The organism is Gemmatimonadaceae bacterium, from assembly GCA_036504815.1.
GTDB lineage: Bacteria > Gemmatimonadota > Gemmatimonadetes > Gemmatimonadales > Gemmatimonadaceae > PNKL01.
The window spans coordinates 287,727-301,325 of the sequence record DASXUN010000004.1; the positions used below are offsets into that span (position 1 = coordinate 287,727).

8 protein-coding genes are annotated in these 13,599 nt (G+C 68.2%); all 8 read right to left on the reverse strand.

Going from position 1 to position 13,599, the window contains the following annotated elements:
• Window positions 1–60 precede the first annotated feature (60 nt).
• On the reverse strand, window positions 61–1,764 hold the full coding sequence (locus VGJ96_02850; GenBank protein ID HEY3286039.1) for a D-aminoacylase: 1,704 nt from the start codon (window positions 1,762–1,764) through the stop codon (window positions 61–63).
• 53 nt (window positions 1,765–1,817) lie between these two features.
• On the reverse strand, window positions 1,818–2,312 hold the full coding sequence (locus tag VGJ96_02855) for a hypothetical protein (GenBank protein HEY3286040.1): 495 nt from the start codon (window positions 2,310–2,312) through the stop codon (window positions 1,818–1,820).
• Between the two features lie 21 nt (window positions 2,313–2,333).
• Window positions 2,334–3,215: a VOC family protein gene (locus VGJ96_02860; GenBank protein HEY3286041.1), complete on the reverse strand. Its 882-nt coding sequence runs from the start codon at window positions 3,213–3,215 to the stop codon at window positions 2,334–2,336.
• 228 nt (window positions 3,216–3,443) lie between these two features.
• Window positions 3,444–4,820 (reverse strand): SLC13 family permease, encoded by a 1,377-nt coding sequence (locus tag VGJ96_02865; protein ID HEY3286042.1) that lies wholly within the window; start codon window positions 4,818–4,820, stop codon window positions 3,444–3,446.
• Window positions 4,821–5,061: 241 nt separating this feature from the next.
• Complete coding sequence (locus VGJ96_02870) at window positions 5,062–6,621, reverse strand: YifB family Mg chelatase-like AAA ATPase (GenBank protein HEY3286043.1); 1,560 nt, start codon at window positions 6,619–6,621, stop codon at window positions 5,062–5,064.
• An 80-nt stretch (window positions 6,622–6,701) separates the two neighbouring features.
• Window positions 6,702–9,791 carry a DUF5107 domain-containing protein gene (locus tag VGJ96_02875; protein HEY3286044.1) on the reverse strand — a complete coding sequence of 1,030 codons (3,090 nt, stop codon included), beginning with the start codon at window positions 9,789–9,791 and terminating at the stop codon, window positions 6,702–6,704.
• A gap of 5 nt (window positions 9,792–9,796) precedes the next feature.
• Window positions 9,797–12,790, reverse strand: coding sequence for a glycoside hydrolase domain-containing protein (locus VGJ96_02880; protein ID HEY3286045.1), 2,994 nt, complete (start codon window positions 12,788–12,790; stop codon window positions 9,797–9,799).
• A gap of 113 nt (window positions 12,791–12,903) precedes the next feature.
• The gene (locus VGJ96_02885; GenBank protein HEY3286046.1) at window positions 12,904–13,440 is read right to left on the reverse strand and encodes a DsrE family protein; all 537 of its coding nucleotides are present in this window, start codon (window positions 13,438–13,440) and stop codon (window positions 12,904–12,906) included.
• Between the last annotated feature and the right edge of the window lie 159 nt (window positions 13,441–13,599).

Here is a 13,599-nt window from a genome sequence, read left to right on the forward strand (position 1 = left end):
TCGTTCCGACTCTCCCTCCTCGTCCCTTAGCCTCTACCCCCTCCTCGTTCCGTGCTAAGTCTATCGCCGGTACCCACTACCTCTCACCACCTGTCCCGGCTTCGCTCCCGTGTGCTTCCCATCGCGCACCACCGCGACGCCGTTCACAAAGACATCCTTCATCCCGGTGGAGAGCTGGTGCGGCTTCTCGAAGGTCGCGTTGTCGATGATCGTGTTCGGATCGAAGACCACGATGTCGGCCTTGAGTCCCTGCTTGATGACGCCGCGGTCGTGGATCTGCAGGCGCGTCGCCACCGCCGATGACGCCTTGCGCACGGCGTCCTCGAGCGGGGTGACTTTCTCGTTGCGCACGTACTTGCCGAGCAGGCGCGGGAAGTTGCCGTAGGCGCGCGGGTGCACCATGCCGCGCGCGCGGGCCGGGTCCTGCGTGCTGGCGTCGGTGCCGAACTTCATCCACGGCAGGCGAATCTGCTTCTGGATGTTCTCCTCGCTCATCAGGAAGAGGATCTCGCTCAACCCGAGATTCTCGGCGACGTTGAGGTCGATGATCACCTCGGCCCAGTCCTTGTTCATCGCGGCGGCGATTTCGCTGAGCCGCTTGCCTTCATACTGCTGGTATTCGGGCTTCCGGAAGCCGACGACCATCACGTTGGGCGGCGTCGCCGCCTCGCACAGGTTCTCGTAGCCCGCGTCGCGCGCGTGGATTTCCTCGATCATCTGTGCGCGCAGCGCCGGGTTCCTGAGGTTGTCGAGCAGCTTGCCCTCGGCGGCGTACTTGGGCGGGATGCAGCTCGCGAACGAGTTGCCGCCGGCCGGATACAGGTACATATCGGCCTGCACATCCTGTCCCGCGGCGCGTGCGCTGTCGATCTTGGCAATGGCGATGTCCATCTTCGGCCAGTTGCGGACGCCGGCCGCCTTGAGATGGTAGATCTCAACAGGCACCCCTGCACCGTGCCCGACACGAATCGCCTCGTCGATCCCCTCGAGGAACTTGTCGCCCTCGCTGCGCATGTGCGTGATGTAGATGCCACCGTACGGCGCCGCGGCCTTGTTGATCTCCGTCAGCTCGGCGGGGCTCGCGTACACGTTCGGCGGATAGATAAGCGCGCTCGCGATGCCGAACGCGCCGTCTTCCATGGCGCGCCGCACCATCGCCTGCATCGTGTCGATCTCCACCGGGCTCGCCGGCCCCATCCCGCCGCCGTGGCCATAGACGCGCACCGTGCCGTTGCCGACGAACGAGCCAATGTTCTGCGACGCGCCGCGGCCGATCATGAACTCCAGCCAGTCGCCGAAACCGTGCGGGCCCGCAAAGCGCTGCGCCAGCGCGCGCGCCGCGGTGTCAGTCTCGAGCGCGAGGATTTTGTCGTTCACCGGCGCGGGGGTCTCGCCCTCGCCGAGGATGGCGGTGGTGATCCCCTGCGTCACCATCGACAGCGCGAGGCCGTCGCCGCGCATGAAGTTGCCGTACGACTGCGCCTGAATGTCGATGAACCCGGGGGCGACCACCTGCCCGGTGGCGTCGACGCGCTGCCCGACACGGGCATCCTTGAAGGCGCCGCGCGCCCCGATGGCGGCAATGCGATCGCCGCGCAGCGCGACATCGCCGTCGTACCAGGCCGCCCCGGTGCCGTCGATGACGCGGCCGTTCTCGATGACGACATCGTAGCCGCCGGCCGCGACGCCGCCGGTGGAGAGTCCGCCGCGATGGAAGCAGCCGGAGAGAACTACAACGAGCGGAAGCAACCGAAGGGCGCGCATGCGAATCTCACGGACAGAGTCCGCGAGAATGTACCGCGCCCGGTGGCGGGGTGTTACCCCTGCGCCGCCGCGGGGAGCGCCGCGAGTACGGCATCGAGCCCCGGCCACGCTTCGCCGTTGTACTTGGCGATGGTCACCAGGTAGTGCCGACCGTCGTCGCCGAACTTCTCCAGCACCGCGGCTACTCCCTTCGCAACGCCCTCGGCGCTCGCGAACGGCGGCTGCAGTTCCTCCGGCAGCTGGCCGTTCTCGTGCTTCACGCCCGCGGCATCGAGGAACACCGTCTGGAACTGCGGCTCGAATTCGACATACAGCATGTTGAGCAGGTTCAGTTCGTCGTCGGCATTCTCCACGCCGAGGCGCACGACTTCACGCGCCAGCTTGTCGGCGGGCCAGGTGAGCAGGGTCTGCGGGCGAAAACCGCGGCCGCGCGAGAGCATGCGCGACACCATCAGGGCGCGCATGTCCTTGCTGGCCTTCATCGCGCGCGTGACGATGTCGACGCGACGCGCGGCGGGGAGTTGGCGATAGGGAGAGGAGTGAGCCATGCCGGAAATCTATCGGCCCGCTCACCCCGCGACGAGCGTGAACTGCGTCCCCCACGGATCGCGGAACGACCACCCTTGGGCCGACGCCGTGGGCACGTAGCCGCGCGACGCGAGTTGGGCACACGCGGCGTCCAGCGCGGCGCTGTCGGGGAGGACAATCTCCCAGTCGAGCAGCCGCGCCTCGTCCGCGGCGGCACTCGGCCGCCCCGCGGCCCAGGTGTTGGTGCCGAGGTGGTGGTGATAGCCGCCGGCCGAGAAGAAGAGCGCGCCCGGATACGACCAGACGACGAGGTCGAACCCGAGTCCGTCGTGATAGAAGGCGCGCGCCTCCTCGAGCGAACCCACGTGCAGGTGCATGTGGCCGAGCGTGGTCCCCGCCGGCATCCCGCGCCACGTCTCGTCCGCGCCGGCCTCGGCGACCGATCGCGTGTCGAGCGGGATGGTCGCCATGCTCAGCTCGCGCCCCTCATGCTTCCAGGTGTCGCGCGGCCGGTCGGCGTAGACCTCGATGCCGAGGCCGTCGGGATCGGAGAGATAGAGGGCCTCGCTCACCAGATGGTCGGACGAACCGGCGTGCGCACCGATTGCAACGAGGTGCACGAGGAACCGCCCGAGCGAGGCGCGATCGGGGAGCAGGATGGCGAAATGGAAGAGTCCCTGCCGCCCGCCGCGCGGCACCGGCTTGGACGCACCGTCGCGCAGTTCGAGGATGGCACGGTCGTCGTCGTGCGCGCCGAGCGTCGCGTAGTCGTCGTGACGCGCGAGCACGCGGAAGCCGAGCACGTTCGTGTAGAAGTCCAGCGAACGGGCCAGGCTGGTGACTTGCAGCCGCGCGCGCCCGAGGCGCGTGGCATCGGGAAGCCGGTAGGCGGTGGGCTGGAGACCGTAGGAGAGCGTGGACATGGGTGGGCTCGTAATCAGGAAGTGGTGCGTTGCGGTACTGATGGCGCCAGTATTTATCTTACCACTGAGATATCTTTGACGCAAGTCCCTACCCGGCAGCGACGTGGCGTCGTGGCGTCGTGGCGTCGCGGTGACGCGGTGACGCGGTGACTCCACGGTGCATCAAAGAACTCCGCCCCGCACGGCGAACCGTGCGGGGCGGCGACAAACTCGATAAAGCGAACGCGACTACGGAGCGACCGGAGCGGCCACCGGAGCGGTACTCGGCACAACCGCCGGCGCTTCGACCGCGGTCGGCGCCTCGACGGTTTGCACCGTGCGCGGCGTGCTCCCCGGGTGGAAGCCGCGCACCTGCAGCAGCGTGACGTAGGCGACGACGTACGCGATCGTCACCCAATACCCGTGGCGCAGGTACTGCTTGGTGTTCTTGGCCTCGGGATACATGTTCGACAGGGCGACGCCAGCCGACGACCCGAACCAGATCATGGAGCCGCCGAAGCCGACGGCGAAGGCCAGGAAGCCCCAGTCGTAGCCGCCCTGGCTGAGCGCCAGCGCGGTGAGCGGGATGTTATCGAAGATGGCCGACGTGAAGCCAAGCCCCATTGCGGTCTGCCACGAGGCGGTCGGCAGCTTCTCGACCGGCATCATGCTGGCGCAGAGCACGAGCGAGAGCAGGAAGATCGTGCCCTTGAGATTCTCCGGGAGCAGCTTCCACTCCGGCTTACGCAGCGGGGCGGTGGAAAGAATAGCCACCCACACCGCCATGCCCAGGAAGGGCGCCAGGTTGGAGATCTCGTAGAAGTGGGTATTGGCCACGACGTTGACGATGATCGCCAGCGCGAGGATGCTCAGTACGACGCCCACGCGCACCCAGTCGATGGTCGCACTCTTTTCCGGATCGGCCTGGATCGGCTGGTACTTCTGCTGCTTCATCGCCAGCGGGATGAGCAGGACGACCGCGACCACCGTGGCGAGCAGCGCCTCAAAGACTTCCGCCGGGCTCACACCGGCGATCCACATCATCGTGGTCGTGGTATCACCCACCACCGAGAAGGCACCACCGGCGTTCGAGGCGGCGACAATACCCGCGATGTATGCGACGTGCACCTTCCCCTTGAACACCGTATGCGCCACGGCGCCGCCGATGAGCGCGGCGGCGATGTTATCAAGGAAGGACGAGATGAATGCCACGGCGACCAGCAGAATCCACGCCCCCTTCCAGTCGTCGGGGAGGTAGCGCGGGAGCATGGCGGGGACGCCGCTCTCCTCGAAGTGGCGCGCAAGGAGGGCAAAACCCATCAACAGCAGGAACAGGTTGGTGAGAATCACCCATTCGTGCTCGACGTGTGTAAGGAAGCCGCCGAAGCCTGCGCCCTCGCGAAACGGCGACGCAACGATCTTGTACGCCGCGATCACGATGGCGCCGGTGACCGCGATGCGGAACGTGTGGTGATGGAAGATGCCGACGCCGGCGAGCACAATGCCGAACAGGATGAATTCGACTGGCACCGGACCGACGCTGGGACCGGAGAAACCGAGCACGGCAGCGGCAGCCGTGGCTGGAAGGGCCGCAAGCAGCAGTGCGGCGAGAGCGAAACGACGCATGAAAACCTCGGAGAGGGCGCAGGCCATAGCGCGACCTGATGCGGCGCCACTGCATCGTGGCCCGCCGGTTATTGCTGCCCGTCTCGATGCACCGAACTGCATGCCGCCGAGGAGGCAGCCAGCGTGTGCGAATGGGGCCGAACGCCGTGTCGTGCGCGACCTTCGGCGGTGTATCGACGCGAAAGATGCCTGCCTGATGCGTGGAATTCCTTCGGGAATCCTCTCACTTCGATGTGGGGGTTCACCCCACACCGCGGAACGCGAGCGCCTCGGCCACGGCATCGCGCTCCACTCGCTCGACGCCGTCCAGGTCGGCAATGGTGCGCGCGACGCGCAGTACGCGTGCATAACCGCGTGCGCTGAGATGAAGGCGGCTGGCCGCGTCCACCAGCCAGGCGTGCGCTTCGGGCGTGGGGCCGTGGGCGCCGCGAAGGGCGCGCGTCGGGGCCTGGGCATTGGCGCGTACGCCGTCGAGCGCCGCGTAGCGCGCGCGCTGCCGGTCGCGCGCCGCAACGACTCGCGCGCGCACGGTCGCGGACGTCTCGTTGCCGTTGTCGTGCATCGCGGAAAGCGCGATGGGCGCCACGGTGACGCGCAGATCGAGACGGTCGGCCAGCGGGCCGCTGAGCCGCGCGCGGTACCGCGCGATGTCGGCGGCGCTGCACCGGCAGGCCGTGCCGCCATCGTTGAACGGCGGCTGAGGGGCGCCGGCGGCGAGGGGAAGACGCGGCGCGGCGCCGACGCCGCCGCACGGGCAGGGGTTCGTGGCGGCGACCAGCATGAAGCGCGCGGGAAACAGCACGGCCTGGGCGGCGCGTGCGATCACCACACGCCCGTCCTCGAGCGGCTGTCGCATGGCGTCGAGTACGTAGCGCGGCAGCTCGAGCAGTTCGTCGAGGAACAGAACTCCCGCATGGGCGAGACTCACTTCGCCCGGACGCGGGCCGCTTCCGCCGCCAATGAGCCCGGCCTGCGAGATGGTATGATGCGGCGCACGGAACGGCGGTTCTCGCCCCGGAATGGTGCCAGCGGGAAGGACGCCGCCAATCGAATGAATGGCGACGACCTCGAGGTGCTCGTCGGGTGTGAGCGGCGGGAGAATGCCGGGGAGCCGGCGGGCGAGCATCGTCTTCCCCGCGCCAGGCGGTCCTTCGAGGAGCAGATTGTGCGCGCCGGCGGCGGCGATCTCCAGCGCGCGCTTGGCCATCCCCTGCCCCGCGACGTCGGCTAGGTCGAGCGATTCATCGAGCGCGCTCGTCGCCGCACTCGTGCAGACCGGGGCGACGAGCCGCCCCGCGCGCAGTTGTTCCACTAGCGCGGTGAGGGTCGTCGCCCCCGCAAGCTGCGCGTCGCCCACCAGCGACGCCTCGCCGCCATTCGCCTCGGGAAGGACGAGCGCGCGATAGCCGCGCCGCTGCACGAGCCGCGCCATCGAGAGCGCACCGCGGATGGGACGCACGGTGCCGTCGAGCCCCAGCTCGCCAGCCACACAGAGTCCCTCGACGCACTCGGGAGGGAGTTGTCCGCTCGCGGCGAGCACGGCGAGGGCGATGGGAAGGTCGAAGGCGGTGCCGGTCTTGACCTGGTCGGCGGGACTCAGGTTCACGGTCGTGCGCCGTGCCGGCACTTCAAAGCCCGCATTCACCAGCGCCGAGCTGACGCGCTCGCGCGCTTCCTTCACCGCATTCGACGCGAGCCCGACAATCGACCAGGCGGGAAGCCCGCGCGCCACGTCCACCTCGACGAGCACGGGATGCGCCTCGACGCCGATGACGGCGGCCGAATGGACGGTGGCGAGCATGCGGTACGCTGCACGCTCACCACACCTAAACCGTCACCGATTCCACGCGACCGGCACCGTCTTCGCCCCCGCGACGCCGCTCAGCGATCCAGCGTCCTCCACCGCGCGATCACCCGCCCGGCCAGCCCCGTCGCCTCGGGCATCGGATGGGTCTGCATCACGGCGGCCGCTTCCGGTGCCCCGATGCGACGCGCAACGTCGGCCGCAAGCCAGTCCTCCAGCCGTTCATCCACGTCGGCGGGGTACGGCTTCCCCGCCCCGAGTCGCTCGGGCCACTCGCGCGCGGCGGCAATCAAGGCGCGCGCGTTTTCCCAGCGGCCGTCGCGCATGGCGTCCACCGCGAGCATCAGCTTGGCCTCGCGATGCAGCGCGTGCCCCTCGGCTGACCCTTCGAACGGAATGATCGTGAGCGTGCCGAGCAGCGCATCCGCCTCGGCGTAGCGCTGGGCGCCCATCAGGGCGCGCACGCGCGTCATTGCGAGGATGTACGACGACGGGAGGCGCCGTGCGTACTCCGTGGCGACGGCGAGTGCGCGCGCGGTGTCCTGCTGCTCGAGGTGCCTTTCGACGAGCAGCTTGCCGTAGCGCCATTCGGCCGTGTCCAGCGACGCGGCGCGCTCGAGATCGGTGATCACGTCGTGCGCCGCCCGTCCCGGCAGCGACGCCCGTGCCGCGTAGAACGGCGCGTAGTCGGGGGTGCGCGCCAGCCCGGTGAGCATTAGCGCCGCCTGCGCGACGCGTCCGGTCCCCCAGTAACCGAGCGCCAGGTAGTAGCGCGGCTTCCATGATGAGTTCTGCCGCACGACTCCTTCAAGCGCGTCGAGCACTTCCGGACGGAACGGGAAGACGAAGCGCGGCGAGAGGGCGTTGGCGCGCTCGATCAACGACGTGGGATCGTCGCTGGGCCTCGCCGCTATCGCTGCGCTCGACGCGGCAGACGATCGCGCTGTGCCCTGCAGCAGCGCCGCGCGCCAGTACAGCGCCTCAGGGTGATCACCGACGCCTTCGAGCACGTCGAGTGCCGCACGGCGATCGCCGATGGACTGATAGAATGACGCCACCTCGAACAGGCTCTGTTCCGGCATCTCGGCGCGCACGCCGCTCAAAAGCGCGCGTCCGGAGGTGGGCGCCTTCTGCGCGAGCAGGCGCTCGTAGCGGGCCACGTGGCTCAAAGGATCGGCCGCCTCGAGTGCGCCAAGCCATCGTTGAACACCCTTCGCGTCGCCGCGATGCCGTGCGACCACGACGCGCATCGCGAGCGCCGCCAAGTTCGCGTCGTCGACAGTGAGCGCCTTGTCCACGTACGAGAGGGCGCGCGCTTCATCGCCCTCGGCGAGCCAGAGTCTCGCGAGTTCGGTCCAGGCGGCGGCGCGATACTCGGCCGACTGCGAGGCGATCTCAAAGCCATCACGCGCGTCGGCCGCGCGACCGAGCCGGCGGTTGGCGACGCCGTAGTAGTAGTTGGCGGCGCCGTCGTAGGCGTCCACGGCGAGCGCCGTCATCGCCACCCGGCGCGCGTCGGCGTACTGCATGGCGCGCAGGTGCAGCGCGGCGCGGTCGGCGAGCGCCGGCACGAAATACGGCTCCTTCGCCAGCGCGCTGTCGAGCAGCGGCTCGGCGCGCACGTACTCGCGCTGCCGCATCAGCTCCTTGCCCTTGAGCCAGAGCCCGTACGCGGAGGTCCAGTCGAAGGCCTTCGGCGTGACCAGCGGCCGGTCGAGCGACGTCGCGGCCGGATCGCCGCGCCACTCGATCCGGCGATCGCCAAGCACGACGACAACCGACGACAGGTCGACTCCCGGCGCCGCGATGGTGTCGGCCCACGCTTGTAACGGGGCTCGCACGACGCGCCGCGCCGCAAGGCGCTTGCCGTTGGCCGTCACGATGAGCGAGTCAGCGATTGGCTCGGATGGAGAAATCGCCACGATAATCTGGTCGCCATCCTTTGACACCTTCATCGCCCCCGCGGCACGCGCCGTCACGAAGCCCTTCGTGCCGATCACGGGCATCCATCGTTCCGTCCAGCGGTCCACCGCCTGCGGCGTGAAGCCGCGGTGCTTGAACGGCGTGAAGGTGCTCCCCTCGGCGGACTGATTGAACAGCCGCCCCGACTGAAGCTCGGAGTACTGGCCATCGGTGTCGGTGAGGAGCTGCTCCCAGATCATCCCCTGCCGCGAGAGCCCCCAGATCCAGATCTTCTGGCCCGGCTTCTCGTCGCGCGGCGCCACGCGCGCCATGCCGAAGTCCTGCTCGTGCCAGTAGGCGCCGAAGAAGTCCTCCTCGCCGCCGACAACGTGATACGACTTGTATGGGCCGAAGTCGTTGCGCTCGTACCACGACACGTCGCGGTTGAGCTTGCGGTTCACGGGCCAATCGCCCAGTTCGCCGTCGTGACCGATCTGCCCCGTACCCGGGAAGACGTACTGCAGGTTCCCCTGCACCGGGATGCCCGCCGTCATCCACGTGTAGTACGGCTCCTCGAGCGACGAGCTGTTGTACCACGTGGAGGTGGTGGTGAAGTACGCCTGGTCGGGGGCGAGGCGCGTCTCGACGCGCCACGTGGTACCGGTGAGAAGGTCGAAGACTCCCGTGATGCACGACACGCTGCCATCGGCGTTGCGCCGGGTGGCGTAGTCCACCGGCGTGGAGACGTTGGGCGTGTGGCCGATGATTCCGTAGTTCGCCTCGATGCCGCCGCTCGTCCACGGCCCGCGCATCGCGATGTCGCGGAACTTGACGGCGTGGTTGTAATAGATGAACGGCCGTCCCGACTTCTTCTCCACCGCCGACCAGATCTTGCCGCCGATCTCCGGGGTGATCAGTACGCGAATGAAGTCGTTCTCCAGTTCCACCACCTTCCAGTCCTTGGGCACGCTGGTGGCACTGAAGCCGTCGAAGCGGAAGTACGGATAGATGCGCCCGACCACCGGAATCGGGTTCGGGTCGCTGAACGGATATGTGGGGAACGACTGCTTATACTCGCGCACGCGCGCCGGGCCGAACGAGGCTTGGCCCTGCGACGCGCCCCTCCCACCCGCGCTCCTGCCGACAGCGACCCTCCGGCTGGCGCCCTGTGCGGCCACAACTGACGACGTCATGAGCATCAGTCCGGCCATCAGCACGCCGCGCACCGCGCGGCGCGCGCCCTCGCTCTCCCGGCGATTGCGCATCACGATCACCTGATGATGAAGATGATTCCCTTCCCCGGCGCGATCTCGATGGCATCGCCCGGCTTTAGTTCTTGCGCCGCCTGCAGTCCCTGCACCGCCGGCACGTAGAATCGGGCGCGCGCCGGATCAATGCCGAGCGCCGTCCAGTTCACATTCATCCGCACCGAGACGGGGGTGGGCGCCCAGCTCGCCACCGCCACCAACGCGCGGCCGTTGCGGCGGAAGACGGTTGCCTTCACGTCGTCGCGTCCCGTGGTCACCGGCACCGACGGCGCCCACCACCCGAGCAGCGTGGAGCCCTTGATGCCGAAGGCGTCCCACAGCCTCCAGAGCGGACGCGGATCGGCTTGCGCCGACCATGGCATGCGGTTGGTCATGCCGAACACCATCCCGCGCCACGGATTCCCGCCCCCTTCCAGCATCTCACCCATCAGGCCGAACGGGATGCCGCTGACCTCGCTCATCCAGAAGTCGGCCGAGCTCTTCTCGTAGTCGAAGTATTCGCCGAACCACAGGCGATCGAGGAACGGGAACAGTTCCATGTAGAGCATGGCGCTGTTGATGAAGCCATCGCGCTCGTTGTACTGGTTGGCCGAGTGAAGGTCCACGATGCCCGGATGGCCGTCCTGCTTCAGCATGCGGCGCACGCGCTTCATCGTGGTGCGGTCGAAGGCGACGTCGTCGAGGTAGAGGCCGTCGATGCCGACGTTCTTCACCAGCCAGTTGATCCCCTCGATGTAGTAGTTGTGCCAGCGACTCATCCCGCTGTTCACGACCGCGGCGTCCCTGATGTCCGGCACGAACCAGGCGGCGATGTAATCGTCGCCGAGGTGCTCCTGGAGCCACGAGTAACCGCCGCCGGCTCCCGGCGAGTAGACCTCATGCCCGAACGAGCGGAGGGCGAACGTCTCGTACGCGTGGTTCGAGAGCTCGCGCACGGTGTTGTAGATCTTGACCTTCAGTCCGCGCGCGTGCGCCGCATCGATGTACGCCTTCATCGTGTCGTGCGCGATGAAGGGGTAGTTGATCCACGGATTGATGGCGTTGGCATGGTGGATGTTCACCACGGTGGCGCCGGCGGCAATCACGGTGTCGATGGGCGAGAACTTATGATAGAAGCGCCGCGCCCACTGGTTCTCGGTGTCGAGCGCGTGGAACGGGGTGATCAGGAAGCGCACGTCGAAGCGCAGGGAGTCGCCGGCGGCGAGCGTGCGCGCGCCACTCATGGCCTGCACGCGCACGGTGTTCCCGTCCTCGCGCCAGGAGATCGTTCCCTTGCCCTCATTGCCCCACGACGGCGGGAGGAGCAGCGGCTTCTGCAGGTAGAAATTGGTGTTGAGCGGGCGCACGTAGTTCTCGGCGCGCAGCGAGAACATCAGCCCTGCATTGACGCCTCCCAGCCACGCGCCGTCCTGGTTCTTCCTGGCGACGTCCCACGTCCAATCGAACGACGCCGGGCGTGACTGCCCCTTGAGGCCGAGCCCCAGGGCGTAGGTGGCCGCGGATTTCGCGTACGGGAGGTCGAGGCGCACGTCATCGAGCGCGAGTTCCGATTTCGCCTGCAGGCGGACCTCGTAGTTCAGGAAGCCGTCAAACTCGAGGGTGCCGCGCACCGCGATCTCATAGGCACCGCCGTCGGTGGTGGCTTCCCACGAGACGGTACCCGGCTCGCGCCGGGTGAAGCGCAGCGCCCGCGCGATCTTCGTCCCCCCCTCGCCACACCGTGCCTGTGCCCCTGCACCACACCCTGCACCGTGCCCTTGCACCACCGAAAGCCTCACCGCCTCCGCGATCACGGCGTTCGGTTTCGCTCCGACCCCCGTCATCTCCGGGGTGAAGAACGTCTCGATCTTCGCCGGCAGCCCCGACGCATCGAGCGTGATGGAGCGCCCGAGAATCTTCAGAACGCGCCCTTCGACCACGATCGGCGTGTACGGTGCGATGACGTCGTTGCGCTGGCCGAGCGTTGAGTTGAACCACTTGAGCCGCGTCAGCTTCTCCGGCTCGTTCGCGCCGCCGGCGAGCACGGAATCGCGCCCCACCGTGATGGCGAGCGCGATGGTCACGGGGGCCGCGCCTTCAGCGCCGACCCTTGCCGTGCCGCGGTAGATGCCTGGGAGCGCGTCCATTGGCACGTCCACGCCGCACCACATCGCCTGTACGGCGCCGGCCGCAACATCCACGCGCTTCCTGAGCCGCGCTCCGTCCCAGTTGATGCCGCCCTCATTGAACGAGGTGAGGCGCGAGGCGGAAATGACGGCGCCGGGCCCACTGAGGTCGCTGAACGTCACATGGACGTTGGTCAGCGGACGACGCGCCCAGACGCCCAACTGGAAGGCGAGGAACTCGCCGCGGCGCGCGGCGTCGGCGAACCGCGCCGTCGAGCCGCGCTCCACCCAGCGCAGCGGCAACTGGTCGCGCATCCGGATGGAGTGCAGGCGATCCTCCGGGAAGACCACGAACGCCGCGTCGCGAGAGGCGGCGTCCAGCCGCGACACTTCATCGGGAGTGGCGATCACTTCCATCGGCGCGAAGCTGTTCAGCGAATCCACGGCCTCGAAGCGCTCCACACTCGCCGTCGGGACTGCGCCGGCCGCTGCCAACGCCGCGAGCCACGTGCTGTCGGCCGTGTTCGTGACGGGGAGGTACTTCACGTTGGGATAGTTGGAGCGCCCGCCCGACTTGTACGGCAGGTAATACAGGAAGTAGCGCCCAGCGCCTGCTATCGGCTCGAAGTCGAATTCGCCGGCCGCCTGCGTGACCGTGCCGCGACGGACGTTGGCGACCACCGCGCCCGCCTCGGTGGTGATGATGGCCGCCTTGGTAGCCGCCCCCCTGTCCGGGCGGCGCCACGGCACGCGCACGTGCACCCAGCGGCCGCTCGCGTCCACGCGCACCACGGCGCGGTGGTTGCCGAACCTCTCAGAGTCCCATCGGCTTGCCGCGACGGTGAACGCCGGCGACTGCGCGGCAAGGGGCACGGCGGAGGCGGCGAGCACAGCCGCAGTTAGGAGACAGCGACGGGTACGCATGGCTCAGTGGATCAGGACGGTTGAGCGTACGATCACGCGCGGCACGGCCGACGTGGCCGCGCCGAATGCAGGCGGACGACTTACGGCGCGAACGTAGCGTAGCCCTGCGCGTGCAGCGTGGCGCGCGCAAAGGTGGCCGAGGTCGCCACGAGGACAAAGGGCAGCACCTGCTCGCGGCTGATCTTGCGTCCGGCCATGGCCTGCCCGCAGACGATGATCTGCACCCCGGCATCGCTCATCGCCTTCATCAGGGCAATGTTCGGATTGTCCACGCCGTTGACCGCCTGGTACGCTTCGTTCGTCATCACCGAGCCGACCGCGCCCCCCGAGATGATGAGCGCCAGGTGCACCTTGGCGCGCTCGATGCCGTTGGCATCGGCGATCATCAGGAAGTTCGCGGGGCGCGCCATCCCGGCGGGCATCTCACTCGGACGGGCCGGGGCGGTGCTGACGTCCCATAGCACCTTGTACTCCACGGTCTTGTCGCCGTGGAACGACGGGTTTGGCACGGGGGTGGGAGTGCCGTACTGCCGCAGGGTCGCCTCTCCCGACTGCGCGGCGGCCGCCGAGGGCGCGAGCAGCGTGATAGCGAGCGCGAACCACGTGAGTCGTCTCATCTCTTCCTCGTCTCGGGGACCGATGAAAAGCTACCGTGCGGCGACACGGCCGCCACCGCGCTGGACTCTTTCACCACGGAGGCACGGAGAACTGCCGGAGGGCCACGGAGAACTGCCACTGCCGGGGTAACGACCGCGCGCCACGCAATCGTCTGCGTG

Excerpts from the sequence above, each read along its gene's own strand:
- VGJ96_02850 (HEY3286039.1), bottom strand. The coding sequence starts at position 1,764 with ATGCGCGCCCTTCGGTTGCTTCCGCTCGTTGTAGTTCTCTCCGGCTGC.
- VGJ96_02855 (HEY3286040.1), bottom strand. The coding sequence starts at position 2,312 with ATGGCTCACTCCTCTCCCTATCGCCAACTCCCCGCCGCGCGTCGCGTC.
- VGJ96_02860 (HEY3286041.1), bottom strand. The coding sequence starts at position 3,215 with ATGTCCACGCTCTCCTACGGTCTCCAGCCCACCGCCTACCGGCTTCCC.
- VGJ96_02865 (HEY3286042.1), bottom strand. The coding sequence starts at position 4,820 with ATGCGTCGTTTCGCTCTCGCCGCACTGCTGCTTGCGGCCCTTCCAGCC.
- VGJ96_02870 (HEY3286043.1), bottom strand. The coding sequence starts at position 6,621 with ATGCTCGCCACCGTCCATTCGGCCGCCGTCATCGGCGTCGAGGCGCAT.
- VGJ96_02875 (HEY3286044.1), bottom strand. The coding sequence starts at position 9,791 with ATGCGCAATCGCCGGGAGAGCGAGGGCGCGCGCCGCGCGGTGCGCGGC.
- VGJ96_02885 (HEY3286046.1), bottom strand. The coding sequence starts at position 13,440 with ATGAGACGACTCACGTGGTTCGCGCTCGCTATCACGCTGCTCGCGCCC.